At 57.4% G+C, this 25889-nt stretch carries 22 protein-coding genes and 1 pseudogene; 6 read left to right on the forward strand and 17 right to left on the reverse strand.

Annotated elements, in window-relative coordinates; translation table 11 throughout:
* The first annotated feature begins 19 nt into the window (after nt 1-19).
* Together PQR63_RS01495 and PQR63_RS01500 are read left to right on the forward strand one after the other, a co-directional pair.
* A complete protein-coding gene (locus PQR63_RS01495) occupies nt 20-964 on the forward strand; it encodes a Na/Pi cotransporter family protein (protein ID WP_408165011.1) in 945 nt (314 codons plus the stop codon).
* The gene (locus PQR63_RS01500; RefSeq protein ID WP_408165013.1) at nt 961-1875 is read left to right on the forward strand and encodes a cupin-like domain-containing protein; all 915 of its coding nucleotides are present in this window, start codon (nt 961-963) and stop codon (nt 1873-1875) included. The genes PQR63_RS01495 and PQR63_RS01500 overlap by 4 nt, the downstream gene beginning before the upstream one ends.
* A 27-nt stretch (nt 1876-1902) precedes the next feature.
* On the opposite strand, the gene PQR63_RS01505 is transcribed toward PQR63_RS01500, so the two are convergent.
* The 3 genes from PQR63_RS01505 to argE form a co-directional block, all read right to left on the reverse strand.
* Nucleotides 1903-3171 (reverse strand): MFS transporter, encoded by a 1269-nt coding sequence (locus tag PQR63_RS01505; protein WP_408165014.1) that lies wholly within the window; start codon nt 3169-3171, stop codon nt 1903-1905.
* A 170-nt stretch (nt 3172-3341) separates the two neighbouring features.
* Nucleotides 3342-4706, reverse strand: coding sequence for an MmgE/PrpD family protein (locus PQR63_RS01510; protein WP_408165016.1), 1365 nt, complete (start codon nt 4704-4706; stop codon nt 3342-3344).
* Nucleotides 4697-5932 (reverse strand): acetylornithine deacetylase, encoded by a 1236-nt coding sequence (gene argE / locus PQR63_RS01515; protein WP_408165018.1) that lies wholly within the window; start codon nt 5930-5932, stop codon nt 4697-4699. The genes PQR63_RS01510 and argE overlap by 10 nt, the downstream gene beginning before the upstream one ends.
* Before the next feature lie 251 nt (nt 5933-6183).
* On the opposite strand from argE, the gene PQR63_RS01520 reads away from it, so the two are divergent.
* Entirely contained in the window at nt 6184-7581 is a 1398-nt protein-coding gene (locus PQR63_RS01520) for an aminotransferase-like domain-containing protein (protein WP_408165020.1), read from the forward strand.
* A gap of 33 nt (nt 7582-7614) precedes the next feature.
* Here the strand turns inward: PQR63_RS01520 and PQR63_RS01525 are convergent, their stop codons facing one another.
* The 4 genes from PQR63_RS01525 to PQR63_RS01540 form a co-directional block, all read right to left on the reverse strand.
* Nucleotides 7615-9504, reverse strand: a complete 1890-nt coding sequence (locus PQR63_RS01525) for a methyl-accepting chemotaxis protein (RefSeq protein ID WP_408165022.1) — start codon at nt 9502-9504, stop codon at nt 7615-7617.
* Between the two features lie 340 nt (nt 9505-9844).
* Nucleotides 9845-10156, reverse strand: a complete 312-nt coding sequence (locus PQR63_RS01530; protein ID WP_408165024.1) for a hypothetical protein — start codon at nt 10154-10156, stop codon at nt 9845-9847.
* A 41-nt stretch (nt 10157-10197) separates the two neighbouring features.
* A complete protein-coding gene (locus PQR63_RS01535) occupies nt 10198-10605 on the reverse strand; it encodes a VOC family protein (RefSeq protein WP_408165026.1) in 408 nt (135 codons plus the stop codon).
* A gap of 16 nt (nt 10606-10621) precedes the next feature.
* Nucleotides 10622-11383 (reverse strand): SDR family NAD(P)-dependent oxidoreductase, encoded by a 762-nt coding sequence (locus tag PQR63_RS01540; RefSeq protein WP_408165028.1) that lies wholly within the window; start codon nt 11381-11383, stop codon nt 10622-10624.
* A gap of 223 nt (nt 11384-11606) precedes the next feature.
* On the opposite strand from PQR63_RS01540, the gene PQR63_RS01545 reads away from it, so the two are divergent.
* From PQR63_RS01545 to PQR63_RS01555, 3 genes are all read left to right on the forward strand, one after another.
* Nucleotides 11607-12434, forward strand: coding sequence for an AraC family transcriptional regulator (locus PQR63_RS01545; RefSeq protein ID WP_408165030.1), 828 nt, complete (start codon nt 11607-11609; stop codon nt 12432-12434).
* Nucleotides 12435-12730: 296 nt separating this feature from the next.
* Nucleotides 12731-14269, forward strand: coding sequence for a methyl-accepting chemotaxis protein (locus tag PQR63_RS01550; protein ID WP_408165032.1), 1539 nt, complete (start codon nt 12731-12733; stop codon nt 14267-14269).
* A gap of 61 nt (nt 14270-14330) precedes the next feature.
* On the forward strand, nt 14331-15125 hold the full coding sequence (locus PQR63_RS01555; RefSeq protein WP_408165034.1) for an HAD family hydrolase: 795 nt from the start codon (nt 14331-14333) through the stop codon (nt 15123-15125).
* Between the two features lie 86 nt (nt 15126-15211).
* Here PQR63_RS01555 and PQR63_RS01560 read toward each other — a convergent pair whose 3' ends face one another.
* The 10 genes and pseudogenes from PQR63_RS01560 to PQR63_RS01605 form a co-directional block, all read right to left on the reverse strand.
* Complete coding sequence (locus tag PQR63_RS01560; protein ID WP_408165035.1) at nt 15212-15769, reverse strand: sugar O-acetyltransferase; 558 nt, start codon at nt 15767-15769, stop codon at nt 15212-15214.
* A gap of 60 nt (nt 15770-15829) precedes the next feature.
* Complete coding sequence (locus PQR63_RS01565) at nt 15830-16891, reverse strand: M29 family metallopeptidase (RefSeq protein ID WP_408165037.1); 1062 nt, start codon at nt 16889-16891, stop codon at nt 15830-15832.
* Between the two features lie 227 nt (nt 16892-17118).
* Entirely contained in the window at nt 17119-19503 is a 2385-nt protein-coding gene (locus PQR63_RS01570) for a TonB-dependent siderophore receptor (RefSeq protein ID WP_408165039.1), read from the reverse strand.
* A gap of 124 nt (nt 19504-19627) precedes the next feature.
* Nucleotides 19628-20629 (reverse strand): FecR domain-containing protein, encoded by a 1002-nt coding sequence (locus PQR63_RS01575; RefSeq protein ID WP_408165041.1) that lies wholly within the window; start codon nt 20627-20629, stop codon nt 19628-19630.
* Nucleotides 20619-21131, reverse strand: coding sequence for a sigma-70 family RNA polymerase sigma factor (locus PQR63_RS01580; protein WP_408165042.1), 513 nt, complete (start codon nt 21129-21131; stop codon nt 20619-20621). Before PQR63_RS01580 ends, PQR63_RS01575 begins: the two co-directional genes overlap by 11 nt.
* 162 nt (nt 21132-21293) lie before the next feature.
* Nucleotides 21294-21404 (reverse strand): annotated as a pseudogene (locus PQR63_RS01585) (aldehyde reductase); the annotation flags it as partial.
* Nucleotides 21405-21827: 423 nt separating this feature from the next.
* Nucleotides 21828-22508: an anti-sigma factor gene (locus PQR63_RS01590; protein WP_408165044.1), complete on the reverse strand. Its 681-nt coding sequence runs from the start codon at nt 22506-22508 to the stop codon at nt 21828-21830.
* Between the two features lie 26 nt (nt 22509-22534).
* Nucleotides 22535-23095, reverse strand: coding sequence for a sigma-70 family RNA polymerase sigma factor (locus tag PQR63_RS01595; protein ID WP_408165046.1), 561 nt, complete (start codon nt 23093-23095; stop codon nt 22535-22537).
* A 176-nt stretch (nt 23096-23271) separates the two neighbouring features.
* Nucleotides 23272-23748, reverse strand: coding sequence for a DUF3455 domain-containing protein (locus PQR63_RS01600; protein ID WP_408165361.1), 477 nt, complete (start codon nt 23746-23748; stop codon nt 23272-23274).
* Between the two features lie 439 nt (nt 23749-24187).
* The gene (locus PQR63_RS01605; protein ID WP_408165048.1) at nt 24188-25804 is read right to left on the reverse strand and encodes a methyl-accepting chemotaxis protein; all 1617 of its coding nucleotides are present in this window, start codon (nt 25802-25804) and stop codon (nt 24188-24190) included.
* Nucleotides 25805-25889: the final 85 nt, after the last annotated feature.

The following is a 25889-nucleotide window of genomic DNA, read 5'->3' on the forward strand; positions in this document are numbered from 1 at the left end:
ATCATTCAATCATTGCGCCATGAGCCATCTCCAATTCATCTTCGCCGCCATTTCTGCTGTCGTCCTCTTTCTCTACGGATTGCAAGGATTCAGTAAAGAGCTCCAGATGGCGGGAGGAGACAGCCTGCGCAAATGGTTGCCGCGTCTGACCGCAAACCGGTTTGCCAGCTTTGGCATTGGTGTCTTCGCTACGGCGCTGCTGCAATCCAGCAGCGCCGTCACTTCGCTGACGGCGACATTAGTCGACGCGTCCGTGCTCAGCTTGCGCGCCAGCCTCGGCATACTACTTGGCTCAAATGTCGGCACCACCGCCACGGCCTGGCTGGTATCGTTCAAGCTGACCGGCATCGGCCCTATCCTGATTGTCGCCGGCACCCTGATCTCGGTCGTGCCATGGCGTATCAAACTGGCGGGCAAAGCGATTTTCTATTTTGGTCTGATCTTCTTCGCGCTGGATCTGATTTCGACGGAACTCAAACCGCTGAGAGACCAGGCATGGTTTTCAGCGATGCTGCTGAAGGCGGAAACGCCCTTGATGGGTATGCTGATCGGCGCATTGTTTACCGCGCTGGTGCAGTCCAGCAGCGTGACGACCGGACTGGCGATTGTCTTGGTTCAGCAGGGTTTTCTGTCGCCGGTCGCCGCCATTGCCATCGTTGTAGGGGCCAATGTGGGATCGACATCGACAGCGCTGATTGCCAGCATGGCGATGAACAGCGCGGCCAAGAAAACGGCGCTGGCCAATCTGATGTTCAATCTGGTCGGCGCGATTCTTTTCTATCTGGCCATCCAGCCCGTGGCATTGCTGATCGGTGGTCTGGCCGAAGCCAGCCTGGTCGTGGCGATCGTGCATCTGCTTTTTAATCTCACGATTGCGGTGATCTTTCTTCCCTTCATCGGCGTGATCGAGCAGCGCTTGGTTCGCTTGATGCCCGACCGTTCTCAACCTGTCGCCAAAGAATGACGCGATCTCTACGATCTTTGCCACCGCGACCACTGTCGGCAGAGGCCTCCCCCGCAGACACGCTCGCCAGAAAACACGCGCGCGAACAAAAAGACGCCTTGGTTCGCGGCGTGGTGTCAATACAGGACATGCGGGAGGCAATCAAGCATGCCAGTCGCAATCTGCCGGCCATTTCTGCGGTACCGCGCATCGGCGTGCCGAAGTCTGCAGACTTCGTGCAGCGTACAGCGGAGGGACTGCCATTCATCATCACCGGACTCGTCGGCAAATGGCCGTTGTCTTCTCTGACGCCGCAAACGCTGCGCGACAGATTTGGCGGGCTACATGTGCGAGCAAGAACCGGTGACTACATCAATACTGCTTTCGCACCCGACCGGGCAATGCAGGACATGTCTCTGCTGGCGTATCTTGATCTGGTTCTTGATCTAGCTACCGACAGCGTGCAGGACTTGCCGCCTTATGTCGGCAATCTGGAAATGCGCGAATTGAATACGCTCTGCCACTGGCCCGGCTATTTCAAAAAGATGGGACCACCGCGCTTCTGGCTCGGCCCGTCGGGAACGGTGACGCCGTTGCATTGCGACTATGACGATAATATTTTTGCGCAGATCTGGGGTAGCAAACGGATCTTCCTGTCGCCCCCACATCACGATGAATTCCTCTACCCGTGCGAAGCAAACGCTATCTTGTTCGGCTCGCCCTTCAACCCCGAGGCACCGGACTACGATCAATTTCCGCTGGCTCGCCAGGCCAGCATGATTGAATGCATCATGCAGCCGGGCGAGTTGTTGTATTTACCTGCAGGCTGGTATCACCAGGTGCGCGCACTGAGTTTTTCCTTGTCTGCCAATCGCTGGGCCAGAGGCTTGCCGTTGGTGTTGAAGGACGACGCTACGCTGAAAGTTGTTTAGATTGACGCGCACCGCTGCTCACGTGGTTCATGCGCTTGCGTCGTGATCCTCCGCCTTCCAGGTGAATGCAATCATCAAAGCCGCCACACCTGCCGCCAGCAAAAAGGTGAACGCCAAAGTGAAAGAGCCTTTGCCAAAACCCACCAGCATGCCGATAACGACCGGTGCAATACCGGCTGCGACCTGGCCGCCGAAGTTGATGATGCCTGAGGCGGTGCCGACGGATTCATCGGGCAAGTGTTTCAGCGGGATCGCAAACACTGTGCCATACACCGCCGTGTAGCCGACCAGACTCAATGTCCAGAACGTCAGCAACACCGGCAAGGATGTCGCCACCGCCATCAGCGCGAGAAAGATCACGACCATCGCGGCGCCGACCATCATGAACAACCGGTCGCGCCCCTGCCCTGCTTTATCCAGCAGCCAACCAACGACATTGAGCGAGGCAAACGCAACCAGATAAGGAATGGCGGACGCCGCACCCACGTGCACGATATCGATGTCGCGCGTCTTCATCAGGAATGTCGGCATCCAGGAGATCAGGCCAACGTAGACGATATTGCTGAAGAAGAAGATGACCATAGTTTTCTTCAACATCATTTTGCGAAACAAGGTGCGGAATAATCCCTTGGGACGTTCGCCGCGTACGCGTGCCGGCGAATCCTTCACGGCGAACCAGAGCACCACGGCCACGACGACACCGATCAGACCGAACGCATGGTAAGCAAAGCGCCAGCCATAAGCATGAATCAATGCGGCTATCGCCCCGGTACCCACAGCGCTGCCGAGAAAAGAAGCGCCGATGATGAGCGACTTGGCGCGGGCCCGCTCTTTCTTCGGAAAAGCTTCAGCAATCGTCACAGTACTGGCCGGTGCAAACCCACCTTCGCCGATACCGAACAGAACACGGATCAGGATCAGACCGAATAATGACCCCGCCACGCCGGTCAGACTGGTGAACACCGACCAACAGGCCACACAGAAGACCAGCACCTTGCGCGAACCGAAGCGATCCGCCAGCCAGCCCGCTGCCAGTTGCATCAGTGCATAGCTGACGTAGAACGATCCGAGCACCATGCCAGCCGCCTGTGCGTCGAGCGCGAATTCCTTGGTGATGGGGATGATGGAAATGCTCATCGCCATACGATCCGCATTGGCCAGTATCCATGAAAACAATAACGTGACGAGCACGAAGATTTTTTGCCGGCGACCATACAGCGCGGTTGCCGATTGCGCCAACGATCCTGCCGGCGAGACCGGCATGGAAGAGACAGACAGATCGGAAAGTTGAGACATTTCGGTTCCTGACAAAGATCGATATTGAAATATCCCATCGCCACAATATGGTCGATGGAGATGCCCTTACACCTTACATTCCGACCTGCATCGTCACGCTGCGAACACAATGTTCGCAAGATATATGCCTGACCGGTTTTCTTGCCGCAGATGTTCTTGCCGCGAACCTGCTACGCCCGCATGGCCGCAACCACATCCTGCAATGACGCCAGACGAGAGAAATTTCTCAGCTTCTCAAACAACGCCGCAGCGTTCCGGCCCGTCACATTGCCGTTGGCGCAATCCATGAACTTGTCGCGTTGCTGTGCCGGACTGAGCGGATTCTGCGGACATCCTTTCGGATAGACGGCGCGATGCTCGATGACGCTGCCCTCCGCAAACGTAATGCGTGCCAGACAATCGCCGCCCCACGGCAAGGAAGCGGCCTCGGGCAAGGTTTCGCGCACGTGCATGTGTACCAGCGGCAGGAGTCTTGCAACCTCGGCGTCAGCAAGGGCCGGCTCAGCAAAATGATGCATGCGCGGTACGCCGTGCACCAGGGTCACGGCGGCGCAATAGTTCATGCTGAAACGCGCCTCCATGGCGTTGCCGGGTTTCTGATAGCGCAGGTTGGCGATCATGAATTCCGGCAGATGAATATCGATGGCGGCGATCTGCGACAGGTCGATACGGTGCCTAGCAGACAGTGCCAGCATCGCATCGATGCCGAGGTGCGAAGACATGCAAGACGGATACAGCTTCGCTACCAGGCCGTACTCGTCAATGGCGAGCGGTGCATCCGGGAACAGCCGTGGTGCAAAAACGCCGACATTGCCGCTGCCTGCATACAGTTCTTCGAACGACCATTTCCCTTGCAAGGTGTTTTCAACACCCACCACGCCGCTGGCGGCCAGCTGTGCTGCCAGCACGCCATGCATGGCGGCAAATCCGGCGTGCATCGGTTTCACCATCGAGCCGAACTGGCGCTTGCTGCCGCCGGCAAGACTGGAACCGATGCTGATGGCATTGAGCACGCCCGCTTCATCGAGGCGCATCAGCACCGCGCATGCCGCCGCCGCGCCAATTGCACCGATGGTGGATGTGGCGTGCCAGCCTGACTCATAGTGAGAAGGATTGACCAGCTTGCCGATCTGGGCTTCCACTTCCAGCCCCGCGATGTAAGCATCCACAATGGCGTCGGTACTTGCATCGATTTCTTCGGCCAGCGCAAACAAGGCGGGCACCAGTACCGCGCTGGCATGCGTCACCGGCGGGAAGAAGTTGTCATCAAAATCGAGCGCATGCGCGGCGCATCCGTTGATCAGCGCAGCCCATGGCGCCGTCACGGAGACGGCATGCGTCACGGCGCTCGACTTGCCGCCGGCACCGGTGCTGCGAACGATCTTGCCGGCGCCGGTCACGGCCGGATCATGGCGCCCGCCCAGCAGACAGCCGACGACATCGGCAATGGCTGCTTCCGCGCGCTCGATGGCGGACTCTGGAAATACTTTGTGGTCATCGGCGCACCACGCCGCCAGAATACGGCTTAGATCCATGATGCCGCTCCTTGCGCTTGTCTGAGGCGCGGCGCACCGTGCACGCTGGTTGCTTTAACGTAGTCGTCGAAGAACGCTTCACAGCGGGCAAGCTGCTCCAGAGTGACGAACTCATTGGGCTTGTGTGCGTGAGCGATATCGCCGGGGCCGCAGATCACGGCGGGAATTCCTGCGGTGCTGAACAAACCGGCTTCGGTGCCAAAACCGACCTTGTGTGCGCGGTCGGCGCCGAGTATGCGGATGACGCGCTGCACCAGTACGTCCGAAGGCGCGGCATTAAGACCGGGATAGGACGACAAGATCTCAAATTGGACCCGACCGTCATTGCTACCCGACTTCATGCGGGGCAGCATGACCTGCTCCGCATAGGCTTGCAGTTCGCCGAAAACCAGCTCGGGATCGACACCCGGCAGGAAACGATGCTCAAAAACGAATTCACAAGAGGCGGGAATCGTATTGATCACGGTACCTCCCTGCACCACTGTCGTGACGATGGTCGAGTAAGGCACATCGAAGTCCGTATCGACTGCTTCCTTGTCGCGAATCCGTTCGGCGATCTGGCGGATCTTGACGATCAGCTCGGCACTGAAATCGACGGCGTTGATCGCCAGATGCGGCGATGAAGAATGTGCCGAATGGCCATGTACCGTGCAGCGATACGCCCGCTTGCCCTTGTGCGCCATGACCGCTTGCATCATCGTTGGTTCGCCGACGACGCAAGCCGTCGGGGCAATGCCGTTAGCGTGTAAATCGTCCAGCAAACCCCGCACGCCAAGACAACCGAGTTCTTCATCGTAAGAGAACGAAAAATGAATCGGTGTATGTAGTTCCGCCACAGAAAAACGCGCCAATCGCGACAGGCAGACAGCGATGAAACCTTTCATGTCGCAGGTGCCCCGCCCATAAATACGAGCGCCAATGGTGGTCGCGACAAAAGGATCGGTATCCCATTGCTGGCCGTCGACCGGCACCACATCGGTATGACCCGAGAAGACGGTACCGAACGACGGGCCGTCGCCGAAGGTCGCAAACAGATTGGCTTTCTTTTTGCTGCTGTCATAGGTCAGCCGTACCTTGGCCCCCAGTCCTTGCAGGTAGTCGCGTGCCCATTCGATCAGACCGAGATTGGATTCGCGGCTGACGGTATTGAAGCCGATCAGTTTTGACAGCATGAGCAGTGTGTCGGCGGAAGGAACGTCCGGCACGATCAATGGTGTGTTGTGCATTTTTTCAGTCAAATTCCATCAAAATAAGCACCTGGATTCCCCCGCCGGGCCATGACAGATTTCTGACAGATGGCAGACAATCACGCGCCAATCCCGTCTCCATGAAAACGGCAGATTTTCGTATCCGCGATGCAGATGATTCATTAGAATGACCCCATGGTAGTGAGGCTTGCCGCGCAGAGCGATATACAGACAATGATTAACTTCGCGACGCTGTGGCGGTGATGGAGCAGTACAGATTGGGGAGGCATATGGCACTGATACAGCTATCCAGCGAATCGAAGATTTCTCTGGTGGAACAGATCGTCGAGCAACTTAAAAAACTCGTCGACAAGGGTTCGCTGCGCGCCGGCACCAAGGCCGCGTCGATACGCCTGTTTGCCCGCCAGCACATGGTGAGCGTGCATACCGTGGCGGAAGCGTATGAGCGGCTGGTGGCGCAGGGATATTTTGAGTCGCGTCCACGCAGCGGGTTCTTCATCCGGCGTCCCCATACCTTGCATGAGAAGCGCAATCCCACCGAAAAATTTGCCAAGGCCTTCGACCATCTGTGGCAGTTGCGTTCTCACCTGACCAATGAAGACGGGTTTTTGAACGTGACTTCCGGCAAGCTGCCTTCCGAGTGGATGGACACCGACATGATCAAGGCTAGTCTGAAATCGGTCGCTGCGAAGATCGACTCCGGCCTGCTGCAATATGGCGACCCTTACGGTTATCTACCTTTGCGCGTGCTGCTGCAATCACGGCTGAGCGATCTGGGAATTCATTCGCAACTCGATCAGATGCTGTTGACCACCGGCGCTTCGCAGGCCGTCGATCTGATCATCCGCTACCTGCTGCGGCAAGGCGATAAAGTGATGGTGGACGATCCCGGCTATTTCAACCTGTTCAGCAATCTGCAGATGCAGGGAATCGAACCTTTGCCGGTGCGGCGTAATCACGACGGCCCCGACCTGGATATGGTGGAGAAGCTTGCGCAGCAACATCGGCCTTCGGTCATGTTCACGCAGTCGGTATTGCAGACGCCGACGGGTTCGACGATCTCCGCCGGTAATGCGCATCGCTTGCTGCGCCTGTCCGAGCAATATGATTTCCGCATTGTCGAGAACGATACCTACGCTGACATGCTGTCGGAACCGATGCCGCGCATTGCGACGCTGGATCAGTTGTCGCGCGTGTTTTATGTCGGCAGCTTTTCCAAGACACTGTCGGTATCGGCGCGGGTCGGCTTTGTTGCCGCACCGGCCAATGCGATCAGAGACATGGCCAACATGAAGATGATTACCAGCATCACGAGTTCGCAGTTGGCGGAGAAATTCGTCTTCCACGCGCTCACCGAAGGCTTGTACCGGCGTTCGGCGGAACGTCTGCGTGCACGTCTTTCCACCAGCATGATAGAGACCTGCGAGATGCTGCGCCCGCTGGGGTTTCAGCTGTTCTGCCAGCCGCTGGGTGGGAAATTCGTCTGGGTGCGCCATCCCAATTTCGAAAGCTCATCCGACATCTGGAAGCTGGCGGCCGAGGCCGGCATCGTCATTGCGCCGGGCAAGGTCTTTCGCAACAGCATGCAGGAAACGCCTTGGTTCCGGCTCAATGTCTGCTATGGCACCGAGCCGGTGCTGGTCAAATTTTTGAAATCCATTTGCTGAGCGGACGTTTTAGATTGTGTCGTTGATGCTGCATCAACTCTGCTGAATAGCAAGCATGGCAGGACGGCGGTCCGGCAGCGTCTTCATGGATGGCGCCCGCACGGGGGCAATCGTGGCTTCCTCCGGTTCGCTGTCCAGCTTGAACGACGCCACCAGTTGGTTGAGTCTGGCAGCTTCTTGCTTGAGCGTGATGGATGCCGCTGCGGCCTGTTCGACCAGCGCTGCGTTTTGCTGTGTGGAGTGATCCATCTCCGCGACCGCAAGATTGATCTGTCCGATGCCCTGGCTTTGCTCGCGCATCGATACGTTGATCTCGTTGACAATGTCGGCTACCCGTTGAATGCCGTCGACGATTTCCACCATGTTGCGGCCGGCTTCCTGCACGCGCGCACTGCCTGATCTGACGCTGGCTTCGGAGACCGTGATCAGGCTCTTGATTTCCTTGGCGGCGGCGGCACTGCGCTGGGCAAGATTGCGTACTTCGCTGGCAACCACCGCAAAGCCTCGGCCGTTCTCGCCGGCACGGGCGGCTTCCACGGAGGCGTTGAGTGCGAGGATGTTGGTCTGAAAAGCGATGCCGTCAATCACGCTGATGATATTGACGATATTGGCCGAAGACCTGGCAATGTCGTTCATGGTGGCCACCACGCCGGCCATCACCTCATGCCCGGTAAGTGCGCTCTCGCTGGCAGCCTTGGCGAGCCGGGCGACCTGCGTGGATGCTTCCGCGGATTGATCGACGGAGCCGGTCAGCTGCTCCAGCGATGCCGATGTTTCCTGCAAGTTTCCAGCCGCCATTTCGGTACGGTATGAAAGATCGCGGTTGCCGGATTCAATGTCGCTGGTCGCCATCGATACCGATTCGCTGCCGTCACGAATCTGCTTCAGCACATCCGCAATCTTTTCGACAAAGGTATTGAATGAGGTGGCGATCTGAGCGACCTCGTCGTGGCCGACGACCGGCAGGCGACGCGTCAGATCGCCGGTGCCGGAGCCGATTTCATCCATGGCATCGCGCGCTTCCGACAGCCGGCGAAATGAGCGGGCGGTCAACACACTGCTCAGCAAGGTCGCCAACGCCGCCAGCAGCACCAGCGCAATGACGGATGCATTCAGTACGCTGCGCATGCCTGCGGTCGCCTCATGCCGGTCAAGGGAGACGATCAGCACCCAGTCGGTGCCGGGGATGGACTTGGCGCGCAACAGTTTGGCTGCACCATCGACGTCGGCCTCCATTACATCGGCGTTGGTCGCCATTGATTTGAGCGCATCCGGCGTGAGCGAGGTCAGCCATTCGGTAGCCGGCTTGAGCAAGAGCTTTTCATCAGGATGTGCGATGACGGTGCCTTCTTTGTCGACGACAAAGCCGATACTTGATGGCGTGGGATGGATCGCCGCAATGACATCGCGCACTTTTTCCAACGACACGCCGCCGGCGACCACTCCTTCCACCTTGCCGTTACGCAGCACCGGCGCGGTGAAGGAGACCAGCACGACACCCGTCGCGGATCGATATGGCTTGGTGATGAGCGAAGTCTTTTCGCGGATGCTTTCTTTGTACCAGGGACGCGTGGTGGGATCGTAGTCGGCCGGCAAACCCAGCGTTGACGAAATGAAAGACTTGTCTTGCCAGCCGGCTGTGGTGAGCGAAAAGCCACCTGATTTCAGGAGGCTTTGGACGATGGCGCGCGGGTCGCCGGAATCGACTTCGGCGGCGGTCGCAGCGACGGCCACCGCCTTGGCGTTGCTCCATTCCGCGACCGCCAGTGCATTGGCGCTGGTGAGGGACTCCAGATGATGGCGAATGGTGTCCAGATTGTCGGCGCGCACCAGCGCGTAGATGACGCCGCTTGTCAACGCCAGCGAAAAGATGACGGTGCCTGCAGCAATAAGAAGAATTTTGGTACGGATAGAAGAAATCATGTCTGGCTCCCGCTCGACTGTCGCGACGGTGTCGCGATCTGAAAAAACTGACGACGGCGTCTTGCGACTACAAGTCCGTATGAACAGTCCCGTTACACGGTCTTGTTCATTGAGTCGATGATAGCCACTACAGAAGGTAGGAGCGATGGACAGACCGTGCTTCTCTTTTTGCCGCTGTACTGCTGATCGGGCATGACAGAAATGCTTGCTGGAAATAACTTCTCTTGCCGTTGACCGGGGATCTGAACCGGGATCGCGGTAGAGGTAGAGCCGGGCCGCAGGCGCGCCCGATCGTTGAACGGATACCCGTACTAACGCTCGCCTGCGCGCGGCGGCTTAGTCAACGATGTGAATCAACAACGTGAAACGTGGACGACACCGTCCACGTCACCGTACGCTGATCAATCAAGGTGTGAACCGCACTGTCATGCAGCTCGTCCATCAAGCTGTGCATGGCTGACGTGGCATCATCGACGGATGCCCAGATCAACATGTCGACAATCACGCCATCGTCACGCTGTGCGATCCGGCGCGAGCGAAAGCCGGACTGTTTTTTTAGCCAGACATCCACATCGGCATTGCCCGCCACGAACTCTTCACATGTCCGCCCTTTGGTCAGCCGGAAAGTTGTAATTTCAATTGCTTCGGTCATGACGCCATTTCTCCTCGCTTGATTGCGATCCTTATCCGTTTTCACACAGGCGGCGAATGCTGCCAGCTCTTGTAAACCACCTCGATGCTGTAGCCGTCGGGGTCCATGAAATTGGCGGCGTAGTAGCGCGGATCATAGTAAACACGCGCTCCCGGCGCGCTGTTATCGATGGCGCCGGCGGCAATGGCTGCCTGGTAGGCGGCATCGACCTCTTCCTTGCTCCTGGCAACAAAACCGACATGCGCGGCTTTTCCCTCGACCGTCCCTTCCCGCAGCCAGAAATAGACACGACCGTCGCTGCCAAATCCTTTGAGATCCGGATGCCCCGGCGGACCGTCTTTGCCGTCATAGTCAAGACGGTTGACGATGCCCAGCGGCGTCAGCGCTGCGGTGTAAAACGCGATGGATCGCCCGATATCGCTTACCGAGATAAATACGTGATCCAGCATCGATGTTCTCCTTGGGTTAAATATTGTAGCCGCCGCCGACCTCGATCGTCTGCGCATTGATCCAAGCGTTGTCGTCAGACAGCAGGCCGGCGATCACACGCCCTACGTCATCTGCCGCGCCGATCTTGCCGAGTGCGGTTTGTCCGGCCAGCATGCTTTCAAACTCCGGACTCTGGTCAAATGCCTCGCTCGTCATGTCGGTACGGATTGCTCCCGGAGAAATCGCATTTGCGCGAATCCTGCGCGGGCCGAATTCCTTCGCCATGTAGCGCGTCAACACTTCCAGACCGCCTTTACATGCGGCATACGGCGCTGCACCTGGGGTTGCCACACGGGTCGTCGCGCTTGTCATGTTGATGATGTGCGATCCGTCGGCCATCAATGGCAGCAATGTCTGCGTGAGAAAAAATGGCCCTTTCAGATGCACGTTCAGCAAACCGTCAAACTCCGTTTCCGTCACTCCCTCGATCGCGTTGAAGTTGCCGTAGCCGGCGTTATTCACCAGGCCATCAAAGCTATTTCTGCCCCATGTTGACGCGAGGACAGCAGCGAGGTTCTCGCGAAAAACCGGAAAGGAAGAGATCTTGGTCACGTCCAACGCAATCGCCTCAGCCTTGCCGCCTTGTACTTCAATTTTTCGGACAACCGATTCAGCGCCTGCGGGGTGGCTGTTGTAGGTCACGATGATACCCATGCCTTTCTTTGCGCATTGCAATGCGGCGCTAGCGCCGATGCCTCTGCTGCCGCCAGTGATTACGACAATGTTCATGTCATTCATGTTTGATTCCCTTCGAATAGGGCTTGATTGGCATCCATGAATGGTAAAAGTCCGCACCGGCCGGCGCATGCCGTTTCCTGCCTCAAACCTGCCTATTCCTGCTTTTGGCTTGCAGCATTGGCCTTACTGCGGTTAGATGTCGCCTATGGACAATCAATTAAACGAACTTCGGACCTTGGCGGCGAGAGCCGAGAATCGTCGAACAGAAACGGGAATCCCCCGCGTGGCAATGGTGCAAGGCGCGATTCCGGAGCATGAGTTATCGGCAGTCTACGAACCCATGGTCAACCTGATCCTGCAAGGCAGCAAGTCGATGACGGTGGGCGAACGCGTCCTGCATTACTGCCCGGCCAATTACTTCGTCATGTCCGTCGATCTTCCCGCGGTCGGCACGGTATGGCCGGCGGCTTCCGGCGCGCCTTACCTTGCCGTCGCATTGACACTGGATCCGGTTGTGATCGCAAGCTTGCTCGGGGACTTGCCTGAATCTATTCATTCCGATGCGGCTGCGGCAGGATTCTCCGTGGCGGCGATGACCGAAGAATTGATGGATGCCTGGGTGCGCATGCTGCGGCTCATGGACAAGCCTGCGGATATTCCTGCACTGGCGCCGGCGTACGAGAGGGAAATTTTATTCAGAGTGCTGCAAGGGCCGCATGGAGGTATGTTGAGAGAGATCACTACCCCCGATACCGCGATGGCACGTGTGAACCGTGCCATTCAGTTGATACGCCGTGATTTCGCCGAACCGTTGCCGGTCGACTCGCTGGCGGAAGAAGCAATGATGAGCGTCTCCGCCTTTCATCGTCACTTTAAATCCGTCACTGCGATGAGCCCGCTGCAATACCAGAAGCGTATTCGTCTGCTGCAAGCACGCACGCTATTGACGGTCGGCGGGAAAAGCGTCACCACCACCGCCTTCGAAGTCGGCTACGAAAGTCCGACGCAGTTCAGCCGCGAATACGCGAGAGCCTTCGGTCTGTCGCCAGCACGCGATGCTGCTCGCATTGTGGCCGACATGCGAAACGTTTCGGCAGGCTTGCAGAGCTGAAGACGCAACCGCGCCATCTCGAAACGCTCGTGTATCTGAAAACAGGCAGCGCAGTCTGATGTCGACCTGGAGAAGAAAGACCATGCGTCGCTGTATCGGTCCCGGCCATCTGCCGCTCAATTCTTAACGGCACGATTGGTCACGGTGCACTAGTCTGCGCATCTATCGGCGCATTAAAAAATTCGACTCGATTAACTTTTTCTTGCATGTTCTTCGATGACTTTACGGTACATTCTATAGATCGTATTGCTCAAATTACGACACAAGAACAAGTGTTCAAATCGAAGGGGAAGTTCGTGAAATTACGTACAAAAATTATCCTGCTGTGTGCTCCAACCCTGCTCGGCATTCTGATCATCGCCATGGTCTCGCTGAACACCTTGAAGAACACCATGCTCGATGAGCGGGAAGCACAGCTGTCGTTGCTGGTCACGCTGGCGAAGGCCTCGCTGGAAAAAGTTTACGGCATGGAGCAAAGCGGAAAGCTGACGCGCGAACAAGCGCAGGCGCAGGCCAAACTGATCATCGGCAGTTATGCCAAGGATCAGAATTACTTCTTCGTACGTGGCTATACGGATGACGTCAATTACGTCCACCCCAATCCCAAGCGTGTCGGCATACAGGACAAGACCGCCAAGGAAGATGGCGACAGATATCGCGCCGCTTTGGCTGGCCGCGAGATCGGCATTTTGCAAGCGGTGGGTACACGTCCCAATACGACCGAAAAGGTGCAAAAGCTCTACGCAGTGATCAAGTTTGAGCCATGGGACTGGACCGTTGGTTTCGGTGCGTATATCGATGACATCAACAAGGCCTTCTATCACAATGCCCTGATACTGCTATTGATTGGTGTGGCTCTGATGTCCGTGATTGCCGCCATCGCCGCCTACATGCTGCGCTCCATCCTGAGGCAATTGGGCGGTGAGCCGGCCAACGCCATGGGCATCGTCGAGCGCATCTCCAAGGGGGATTTGTCGGTGCAAATCGGCTTGCGCGACAATGACCGCAACAGCCTGCTCAAATCGATCAAATCCATGCGCGACAACCTGTCCTCGATGGTGACCGGCGTACGCAGAGGCACGGACACCATCGCAACAGCCTCCAGCCAAATCGCTGCCGGCAACCTCGACCTGTCGTCGCGCACCGAACAGCAAGCGAGCGCTCTGGAAGAAACGGCATCGTCGATGGAAGAACTCACCTCCATCGTCCGTCAGAACGCCGACAATGCGCGCCAGGCCAACCAGCTTGCGGTATCGGCATCTGGGGTCGCCAGCAACGGCGGCATGGTGATTGAGAAGGTGGTCGGCACCATGGCCGAGATCAACGATTCGTCCCGCAAAATTGCCGACATCATCGGGGTCATTGATGGCATCGCTTTCCAGACCAATATCCTGGCGTTGAACGCGGCAGTCGAGGCGGCGCGCGCCGGCGAACAAGGCAGAGGATTTGCGGTCGTGGCCTCTGAAGTGCGTACCCTGGCGCAACGCAGCGCCAGTGCGGCGCGCGAAATCAAGGCCTTGATCGAAGACTCCGTCAACAAGGTCAATACCGGCTCTTCGCTGGTGGCGCAGGCAGGTACGACCATGCAGGAGATCGTCACCAGCGTCAAACAAGTCTCGGACGTGGTTGCAGAAATCAGTGCGGCAAGCCAGGAACAAAGCTCGGGAATCGAAGAAGTTAACCGCGCCATCACGCAGATGGACGAAGTGACTCAGCAGAATGCCGCTTTGGTGGAGCAAGCCGCGGCGGCTGCGGCCTCCATGCAGGAACAAGCGGCCAACCTGGCGCAGTTGATGAGCCGGTTTGTGCTGGAAGAAAAGGCAGGTCAGCATTGAGGCGAATACCCGCCCTCCCGCTGCTGACGGAGTTTATTCCGAAAGATTTTCAAACTTACTGATGACGCCAATCCAAGAACGCCCTGCCGGCCTATTTTCCTCCGTCCGTTTCGTGCTGACCGACATGGACGAAACATTAACGTTTAACGGTCGCCTTGCCGCTGAGACTTATAGCGCATTGGAGCGATTGCAGCATGCCGGCGTCACTGTCATTCCGGTGACTGCGGCACCGGCAGGCTGGTGCGATCAGATGGCGCGTATGTGGCCGGTCGACGGTGTGATCGGTGAGAATGGCGGGCTATTCTTTTATCGCGACAAGGATGGGCACGGACTGAACCGAACGTTTTGGCACGGTACCAAAGCCGCGGACATGATGCCGCAGCTCCTCGCCACGGCGAACGACATCATGCGCCAGATACCGCAAGCCCGGTTTGCCGACGATCAGACCTTCCGCCTGACCAGCCTCGCCTTTGCCCGCAGCGCAGATGCCGGACTGGAACGTGACATTGCCGCTGCGCTGGCCGCAGCAGGTTTGACGACCACCATCAACAATCTCTGGATTCTGGGTTGGACAGGCGGTTACGACAAGCTTGCCGCCGCACGCAAAGTGCTGTCGGAACACTATGGGATCGATGATGCCCTGGCGCAGCAATCGCTGCTTTACAGTGGTGACTCGCTCAACGATGCACCAATGTTTGTGCATTACCGGCATACGGTCGGTGTCTCGACCATACGGCAATGCCTGACGCAATTGCCGAAAGCACCAGCGTGGATTACAGAAGGACCTGGCGGTGCTGGCTTTGTTGAAGCGGCGCAAGCCGTGTTAAACGATATCGGCGCAAACAAGCGTGCCTGAGTTGATGGTTGAGTCGATGGCGTACGCTGATGCATTGATGAGTTATTGACGCGTTAAGAGTCAGTAGCACTCCGTGATGCGATAGCTTAGTCCGCAATGGAACGAATGACTTTCGCCGGATTGCCGCCGACGAGCGTATTCGATGGCACGTCTCTGGTAACGACCGACCCTGCTCCCACCACGGAATTCTCGCCAATCGTCACGCCACCGATGATGGTTGCACCAGCGCCGATCCAGACGTTTCGCTCAATCCTGATAGGCTTGGCGATAACAGCGGTGTGTCGTTGAGACGGAGAAATGGGATGGCCGCTCGTGATGATGCTCACGTTCGATCCTATCATCACATCATCACCAATATCGAGACCAGCGAGGTCATACATGGTGCAGTTCTGATTGATAAAAACGTTCCGGCCGATGCGGATATCGGTTCCGCCCGTCGAATAGAACGGCGGAATCAAGATAAAACTTTCGTCGACCTTCTTGCCAATGAGATCGCTGAAAACTGCACGGATTTCCTCTGCGTCATTGAATGTCAGCCGGTTAAGCATGGCGGTGATTGCCATCGCTCTCTGAACATTCGCAACCATGGCTGCGGATTCCGGCGTCTTCCTTGGAATCACCCTGATATGGTCGTCATTCATCATTCGCTGCTCCCGCACAACCTTGCTTGGTACGCCATCTGCGAATGGTCTGGGTAAGCTTCATCAAACCCGCCAGGCCCCATCCCGATACACCAGCTCGTCATCAAGATAGACCGCCTCGGTCACCGCAAACACGTCAATGTGATAGCGCGCCGTCGTGCGTCGGATATTGGCCTTGTTGTAGACCCCGTGTTTGGCCCCGAGTGAGAGATGGATGCCGCACATCCGCTCGTAGGTGCCAATGTCATCGACCATGCGCTCGCGTGAAAACGCGCGGTTCATGCCGAAGCCAAGTTCGCGCAGCCATACTTCTCCTTCGTCGGCCCGGATCTTGTCCAGTACCTGATCGAAGTCCGGCGTTGAATCGATTACCTCGCTTACCCGGCCTTTGGTCACTACCAGGGTAATGGCTTGCTCGGGCTTGTTCACCCGGAATGAGGTATCGCCGAAAACAAAAATACGCACGCGCCCGTTCACCGCTTCCAGATCCTGAGATTCGGTGAACACTTCACCGATGGGAAACTGGCCGCCAACGTTGTTCATCTCGCTGTAGTCGCCGATATTCAACTTTGCCGATTCGAACGGAGCGCCAAAGACCAGACGCTCACCGCCGCTATCGACTACGCCGCTGCGTGCGCGATCGATACGCGCCTTCAATGCATAACCGACGTCGCGGTAATACGCCGGGTCGTAGGCCAGCGACGCAATATAGTGATCGGCTTGCGCTCCGGGCATGCGCGACAGATGAGGATGTTCGATGACCTTGAGCGAGCGCTTGAAAAGCTCGACGCGCAGGCGAAACGCCTCCAGACGAAAGTTGGTGGATTGAATCAGTATCACCAGATCGTCTGGCGCAAGCGTGGCAAAGGCGCCCAGCACGGCATCCGGCGCGACCGCATCAAAATCGATGAACGTCGCTGTCGGCAGGCAGCGCCGATAAGCTTCCGTCAAGGCAACCGCGAGATCGCAGCGCGTATCGAATACCACCACGGCGGCATGCGGAGGCGCATGCTCGATCGCAATGCTGAGGATATCGTGCAGATGCTTTTGCGCCATATCGACCGACGCATTGGCGATGGTGCCGAAGGAGTGCACAGCGGTTTTCTGATTGTCTATTGGGTGCATCGTCAAGGGTCAATGTGTCGCGTCAGGAAGTCGTGGAAAGGCGCGTTATTTCCTGCCAGGCTGCATTTTAATCGACATTGGGCGGCGTCTTGCACGCAGGGCCTTGCCGGCAGGAAAATACGTCTCAGCGACACGGACTGACATAGGTGATGGCTCTCGTGATACTTCCAAAGAAAAACGCCCGCAAACATCGCGGGCGTTTTTTTGCACTGCTCACCTCGACGACATCAGAAGTCCACTTGCGCCGACAACACGAAAGTGCGGCCGGATGAAGTGCCGACATAACCGTTCTGCATCACCCAATAGTTCTTGTCGAACAGGTTCTCGATGTTGGCGCGATAGGTCACGACCTGGCCAGCGGTCTTGGTGACATAGCGGGCGCCTGCATCAACGCGGGTCCAGCCCGGCACCTTCAGTGCATTCGTGTTGTTGTACCACATGGAACCGGTACGGGTAACGCGGGTGTTCAACGCCAGTCCTTGCAGCCAGGGGGTATCCCAATCCAGGCCCAGGTTGAAGTTGTTGCCCGGTACGGCGCCGACTTCCTTGCCATCGGTTGCGCCGCCTGCGGTGTGCGATTGCACGGTATCGAAGAAAGTGGCGCTGGCATTAAAACGCAATCCTCGCAGGATCTCGCCGTAGCCCGCCAGCTCCAGACCGCGAATGCGCGCGCGGCCATTTTGGGTAGCATATGTCAGACCGTTTATCACCTCAGTGGAGCTGTTCTTTTGCTCGATCTGGAACACTGCGGCAGTGGTCGTGACGCGACCCCAGTCAACCTTGGCGCCGGTTTCATATTGCTTGGACTTGGATGGTGCGAAAGCCTGGCCAGCGTTGGCGTATTGCGCACCGGCAAAGCCGCCGGCTGTCAGTGCCGCCGTGTAGTTGGCGTACAGAGAAAGACTTTCCACCGGTTTGACGACAACACCCAATACCGGCGAAATGGCCGTCGTGTTGGAAGTCTGCGAAGCTGTCGTCAGACTGTGGTTGTAGACCTGCTGGCGACGCAGGCCGGCGCTGATGCGCAAGCGGTCATCGAACATCTGCACCGTATCAGTCAACGCAAAGCTGGTCAGACGGGACTGGCTTTGTGGTGTTTCCGTGCCACGGGCAAAGTTGATGGCACCCAGCGACACCGGCGTATACAGATTCGACGTCACGCTTGTCGGCGACATCTGATAGAAGTAGTCGGTCTGCTGATCGAGCATGTTGGCGCCCGCGATCAGCGTGTGCTTGATACCACCGGTATTGAAGCGTGTGCGCAGACCGATGTCCGCCGACGTTGAGGTGACCTTCTGATCGTAGTAGCCGTTGGTCACGCTGGTAGCGCCCTGCACCGAGGTGATCGTTGCGCGCGGAAAGTTCTGTGCCGACTGAGCCACGTGATAACCCACGGCGCCGTAGGCGGTCAGTGTGTCGTTGATGTCAACTTCCAGACGGGACGCTACTGCCTTGTCGTCCGATTGCATGGTGTTGCCCGGATACAGGTTGCTCTTGCCCGACGGTGCATCCGGCACGGAGGTCAGGCCGGTTCCCAGGCTGAACTGGGGACGGAAGTTACGTGTGTCTTCGTGCTGGGTATAGGCATCCAGACTCCAGCGCACGCGGCTGCCGTTGTAATCCAGACCCACCGAACCCATGCTTTGCTGCTGGTTGCTGCCGGACAGGCCGGTATTGCCATCTGCGTACAGCGCATTGACGCGGATACCCCATTCCTGGTTCTCACCGAAACGGCGACCGATGTCGCCCTTCAGGCCGAACTGTGAATTGGAAAGGTAAGTCGCCGTCACGCTGGAAATCGGATCTTCATGCGCCCGCTTGGAGACCAGATTGACCGCACCGCCGACGCCACCGGCCGGGCCCATGCCGTACATCAGTGTGCCAGGTCCCTTCAGTACTTCGATACGTTCCACCATCGCGATCGGCATGCGGGTCAGCGGCACCATGCCGTACAAACCATTGAACGCCACATCGTTGGCCGACATGGTGAAACCACGGATCTGATAGCTGTCGCCGAAGCCGCCATTGCCGTTGGTATTGCGCACGGAAGCGTCATTGGCGATCACGTCGCCGATGGCGCGCGCCTGCACGTCTTCGATACCTTGGGAAGTGTAGTTGGTCGTGCTGAACGGCGTATCCATGACGCTGGCGGTACCGAGCACACCCAGACTGCCGCCGCGCGCAACCAGGCCACCGGCATAGGGTGCAGTGGGATCAGCGCTTTCTGTGATGGTCACGGTGGGCAGCACCGCATTGCTGTTGCTGCCGCTTGTCGCTGTCGCGGCCAGTGCGTAACCACCGTCGGCGTTTTTCACCGCTTGCAAGCCGGAGCCGCTCAGCAGCGTGGCGAAACCTTCAGTCACGGTATAACGGCCGGACAGGCCGGTGGTCTGACGGTCATGGGTAATCGCGGGATCAAACGAGAGCAGGACGCCGGCGCGGCGAGCGAAGCTGTTCAAAACGCGGTCCAACGGGCCGGCCGGAATGTCGTAGGCCTGGCGTTGATTGTCGACGGCCTGCGCTTGCAGACTTGCCATCGGCATGGCGAAGGCGGCCAGTACTGCCAATCGGGCCAAAGTCGGACGGGAAGGGAAACGAGTCAGGGTTTTCATGCGGTTTTTACAGTAATTGGCAAAGGTGCTACCAGGTAAACCGAACGAGCCGCTAAAACCTGCAGAAGAAATTGAAAAAATTTTCGACTTACTTATTTCTGACGTGTTGCAACTTTTTCCGGGCTTAAGTCCCGGCGCGCGGACGCAAGGTGATCCAGTAAGAAGTGAAGGTATCAATTTGCACCGGCAAGGTTCGTCGGACAGCGGCAAGAATATGCGCAGGCTGGTCGAGCGGAAACACGCCCGAGATAGGCAAGTTGGCGATGGCCGGATCGCAGCGCAGCTTACCCGGCATATTGCGATCCAGTTCAGCTACCAGTTCGCCCAACGGCATGCGGTCGGCCACGATGAAGCCGTCGGTCCAGGCCACGGCATCTTCATTGGCGGGTGACAGGTCGCCGACCAGTCCGTGCCGGTTGAACAAGCCTTGATGTCCGGCGTCGATGCGGATCGCACGAAGGCCGTTGTTGCCGCTGGATACACCGGCTGGCTGGAATTCCACCGCGCCTTCGAATACCGCGATCCGCATGCCGACCTCGCTGTCGCGCACCTGGAAACGCGTACCCAGCGCGCGCGCCTGACCCAAGCGGGTGTGAACCACGAAGGGACGATATGCGCGATCGTTTTCCTTGGCCGTGGTAACCAGGACTTCTCCTCGGTGCAAACGTACTATGCGGCGTTGTTCGTCAAAGGTCGTATCGATGGCTGTGGCTGTATTGAGTTCGACCGCCGTGCCGTCAGCCAGCACCACGCGCCGATGCTCGCCGGCTTCGGTGGCGTATTCGGCCATCAGCGCCCGCCACGGTACGACATCGCTACCGCTGGCGACCACCAGACCGACACCCATGGCGACACACAAGGTCTTGAGGGCAAAGCGGCGGTTATGGCGCTGCCGGGTATCGCCGGCGCCAATGCTGCCGTGGGCCAGTGCGCGGGGTAAGGTGGAAACACGATCGCTGAGCGATTGCAGCCGCTGCCATGCCTGCTCGTGGCGCGTTTCTTCGGCGCGCCAGCGGCGGCAGGCTTCATGTTCTTGTTCGGTGGCGACGCCGGATTGCAACTTCACCATCCAGTCGATGGCAACCATTACGATGTGGTCGCCCGCGGCGAGGGAATCATTCGCCATACTGGACGCGATAACAAGCGAGGAAAGCGCGCTTCATGTATTGCTGCACTGAGCTCAGGGAGACTTCCAGACGATTGGCAATTTCGGCATAGCCAAGGCCATCCAGCTGAGACAGCAGAAAGGCACGGCGCACCTTGGCCGGTAACGCGGCCAGCATGGCGTCGATTTCGTTGAGCGTCTCCAGCACCATCATCCGCGCTTCGGGCGAAGGAATGTGCTCGGGCGGCAATTGCGCCAGCATATCGAGGAAGGCGGCTTCCAGCGCGCACCTGCGGAAATGATCGATCATCAACCCGCGCGCGATGGTTGCCAGGAGAGTACGTGCTTCTTCCAGATAGAAGTCGCGGCGCGACATCATGATCCGTACAAAGGTATCCTGAGCCAGGTCGGCCGCGAGTTCCGGATTATCGGTGCGGCGACGCAGCCAGCCCAGCAGCCAGCGATGATGGCCGGTGTAGAGGCCGGCGACGTCTTGGAAATGGGGACGTACGGCGTCGGTCATGACGACAGAAAATAATGAGAATGGTTCTCATTATAGTCGGTAAAACAAGCCACGCCAACGTGCGCGCGGGCTTAGTTGTTTTTTTCGAACACCCGGCGCAGCGATTTCCGGATGTCAGATTCCGGCTGAAACACGGCTGTTCGGCATCTTTCCCCAGGATCTTTAGCCTTGCAACAACCCCAGTCGAAGGAGGCTTTCGGCAGTTGCAACTATCACCTCTTCTCGCAGGCGCGGAGGCCAGACGAGCAGACGCTGGGCCTTTTCACCGGTCGCTCATAGTGATTTCCAGCAGCGGCACGGCGGCCTCACCCAGACGGGGCTGACTACAAGCCTTGCGACTCATCATCACCTGATGCTTGTAGGTCATGAAATATCTATCCACAACTTTAAGACTTCGTAATCTCTGAGATATGTGGCACATCGGCGAGCGAAGGTAGATACCAGGAGGCAAATGGAAGATGCGAGAGAAAATGCCAAGCAGCTGAGCGACGAAGTGCTCTAGCGGCGTCGATCTCAACAAAGGCGTGTCTCTGGCTGAATGTTGAATTGCATTGAATGTTGGCCTCGGCACGTGCATGTGATCTGGAAGAAATTCGTATCCGGAATCTCCGGCGTGGCAATCATGTCGTGAACAGAGTCGCCGAGAGCAATTGCTGATCGGGGATCATCATGAGATTCTGGAAAGCGCAAATACGCTCAAGACGAGACAACTTGGATTGCTCGTCCGATATACAAGATAGGACCGGTCGGCTTGCCAGTCGACGAGCCTGCGCTGGGTTCAAGCGTGATCTCGAAAAGTTGGTTGGGCTGCAAGGCCGGCAGTTGACTCAAACCGATGCGTTGCGACTGGCCCGCTTTGACGATGCCAAGAGAAACCGGCCCTTTCCAATTGTCGCCCTTGGTCCAGAATTGAAATGCTTTTTGGTCGGGAGGCGGGTTGCTTGTCAGTGGTATCAAATCCAGTTGCTGATGGCTGTTTGTTTGTACGATCCAGCCAGGCGACTTGTCCTGCGGCGCGACCAGCACCACCATGAATTCAGGTGCACGCGTTGATGGATTTCCGCTCACCATCAGCACCGCCAGCAATGAAGAAGCGACAAGGCTTGCGGCAGCTGTCCAGCGCCAGAAATGCAAACTGTTCCACCATGCGTGCCAGCCGCCCTGTTTTCTGACAGCGGCGGGCATGAACAAGCTGCGTTCGATTCGTGGCCACAATCCGCCGCTTGGCTGCTGTGGCTCGGCAAGTGCGGTGAGTGGATGCAAGCGATGCTCCCAGGCATCCACTTCCTGGCGTAATTTCAAATCGACCAGCAAGCGATGTTCGACTTCCTGACGACGCGCCATCGTCAATGTCCCAAGGACATATTCGCCCGCCAAGGATTGCAATTCAGCGTCCGATTCATTCATGTCATACACTCCCGTAACGCGGCAAGGCCACGTTTGATCCACGCCTTGACGGATCCCAGAGGGGCCTTGAGTCGTTCAGCAATCTCGCTGTGCGAACAGCCATCTACATAAGCGTAGACAATGCTTGTGCGCTTTTTTTCGTCAAGAAGGGTTAAGCATTGATCCAGCTTTCCCAGGGACGCGCGCAAGTCAATTGAGCAACTGACTGAACTGTCATCATCCCCTTCATCTGAAGCGATATCCTCGACCGCAACCTCACTGAGGTTGTCACGCTGCGAAGCGCGCACCGTGTCAAGTGCCTGGTGCCGCACCACCGAATACATCCATCCCTTTGCAGAACCCCGCTCAGGATCGAAGCTGCCCGCGCGCGTCCAGATGTTGACGAAGGCATCATGCAAAACATCTTCTGCCAACGCACGTTGTCGGACAATGCGCAGCGCCACCCCCAACAGATAGCGACTTTCTTCAGCGTACAGACGCTCCAATGCCCGACGATCGCCGGCAGCACATGCCAGCAGTGCGGATTGATGGTCAAACAATGAAGTGTCGTAGGCCACGTTGATGAGAGATGTCTGCAGTGAGCGCTTCGGTGAGCGCTTGATGGAGAGAATGAGCCAAGAGTAAGAGCACTGCCGGATTATAGCAATGCCATCGAAGGCGGCCTGGCCAGGGGCGACCTACCTGGCATCAAAGAGTGATGCCAGGCAAACGCCTTGTCTGCCCCGACGAAAACTCAGGATGCCTTCCAGAAGATGTAGTCAGCCTGGTAATGCACATTCTGCTTTGCACCGATCTTGTTACCATCGCATGGCATCGCAGGTGCAACGCCGCCGACGGTAGCAACCCGTTGTATGTATGTGATACCGGTCATCGCGCCGCTACCGTTGGCTGGATTTGCTTTCACGAGCTGATGGGGAATATTGCCGGCTCCGTTCGGCGCCACGGCAACTTGTGCGCCAGTGATCCTGGATCCGTCCTTGCTCTCCCAAGTGGCTGGCGGACCGAAGTATTTGCCGACTTGCATGCCTTTGCGGTCATTCAGAACGGCGTCCGGCCCGATGAATACCCATTCGTACTGTCCGGCCATATCTTTCTTAGGGCGGCATTCATAGGTGATCTCACCGACGCCAACCGTCTGCATGGCAACGCTGTTGCCTGCCGGAACTTTGACACCGTCCGGAAGCTTGTCTTGGGAATACATGGGGGACATAGGGGCGCACGCAGACAATCCACAGGCGACAACAACGATTGCGGGAAGGCGGGCAACAGATGCCGAAGAGCGTGAGAACAGGTAATTCATGGTGAACTCCTTAAGTAGTAAATAGCATCAGCCAGTCGGTCTGATATTTGTACTACGCGAGAGCGCGTGCTTTGGATGCAGTCTCATGAAAATATTTTTTCTGGATACCAACCGGAGTGCACCGTCTCAACAGTAATTCAAGCTACCGGCGTCTTGAGAAGGCTGCTCGCTCGGTCATGGCGAAGCTCTGCGAGCTGTTTGTCTACATGGCCGTGATCGGCATGGCCAGTTGCGCCATCCACCGGGACCACCATTGAATCAAAGACGGCGTCCATTCGATGTCACATAGAAGAACAGCCCGACATGCGGGCCGTCTTCTTATCTGCTTATTTGCTTCCTGACAATTTGCTCATGCAGCCTGCAGTTGCACATAGGCCGGTGTGATATCGATCTCCCCCACACTTCCCTCCATCTGCGCCTGACTCAGCTTGAAAGTGCCGACCAGTTCCGTCAGGTGTTCAGCCTGTTGACTCATTGACTGCGAGGCGGCAGCAGCTTCTTCGACGAGTGCGGCGTTTTGCTGAGTGTTCTGATCCAGCAGTGAAATTGCTTCGTTGACGGCGTTGATACCGTGTGACTGAGCGTGATTGGCGGTGCTGATCTCAGCCACAATTTCGGTCACGCGCCTGACGCTGGCAACCACTTCTTCCATCGTCCCGCCGGCTTCCTGCACCAGGCGGCTGCCGTCGGCGACGCTGCTCACGGAATGATTGATCAGTTCCTTGATCTCCTTGGCGGCAGATGCCGAGCGTTGGGCCAGCGAACGCACTTCAGAAGCCACCACCGCAAAGCCACGTCCCTGTTCACCTGCACGGGCAGCCTCTACCGCAGCGTTGAGCGCGAGAATATTTGTCTGAAACGCGATGCCGTCGATCACGCTGATGATGTCTACGATCTTTCTGGACGCATCGTCAATCACACCCATCGTCGAGACCACCTGCCCCACCACGTCACCACCCTTAGTGGCGATCATCGATGCAGAGTCCGCCAGCTGCTTGGCCTGCTGTGCGTTCTCGGCATTCTGACGCACGGTGCGAATCAGCTCCTCCATCGCAGCTACTGTCTTTTCCAGGGTGTCGGCCTGTTGCTCGGTACGCTCCGACAGATTGAGATTGCCTGAAGCAATTTCAGCTGAGGCGCCGGCAATGGTGTGGGTGCCAATACGAACCTGCTGTACCAGCGAGGCCAGCTTGTCGCGCATGACGCGGATCTCGAACAGCAGGCTGGAATCATCTTCATGATGCGTGTCGACGGAAGTCGACAGTTCACCATGCGCGATGCGCCCGGCGATCTTGACCGCATATGCAGGCTCGCCACCCAGCTGTTTCAGCAGGCTCTTGCGGATCAGCCACGCAGTCAGCACCGATACCCCCAGGATAACTGCCGTCCACACCAGGATCAGGCGCAGCGAACTGTCAAAGAGACCGTCGGCGATCGCGCTGGCTTCTTTGTTTTCCCTCTGCTCAAACTTCAGCAAGGTATCGATATCCTGCACGATCTGACGACGCAGCGGACTGCACTCCTTGACCAGAAAGGTGCCGTATTCAGCCATTTGGCCGGCTTCACGATACTTGCGCGGACGCGTCAGTTCATTTGCCATCGCCAGCAGCCCGGCCTTGACCTTATCGAATTGCGCATTGCCGGCAAACACCGGCTCCAGTTGTTTGAGCGCGGCGAGATAAACAGCTTTCTGTTCATCGAGAATGATGAGTTCTTTCTTCGCGTCTCCCTCATCCTGAAAAATGAAAGCATTGCGTGCGGCCAGTCCGGTCTGATCCAACGCCTCACGCGCTACGTAGAGGGGCTCCAGCTTGGTGGAGCGCACCTGATCCTGATACTTCTCCGCCACCGAGATGGAATTCATGCGCGAAAGTGCAAACAAGATAAGCACCAGCATCAGCACGATCAGCGTGCCGAAGCCGAGACTCAATTGCGTCCCGATCCTGAGATTTCTAAAGTAATTCATTGCTAACCCCGCCATTCGAATAGTTTTGAGATGACCTGCTGTGACGAACGTCAAACTTCTGCTCCACGTGGTCTCCCACACTTGG

The sequence above is a fragment of the Herbaspirillum rhizosphaerae genome (assembly GCF_046025915.1).
Taxonomy (GTDB): domain Bacteria; phylum Pseudomonadota; class Gammaproteobacteria; order Burkholderiales; family Burkholderiaceae_D; genus Herbaspirillum; species Herbaspirillum rhizosphaerae_A.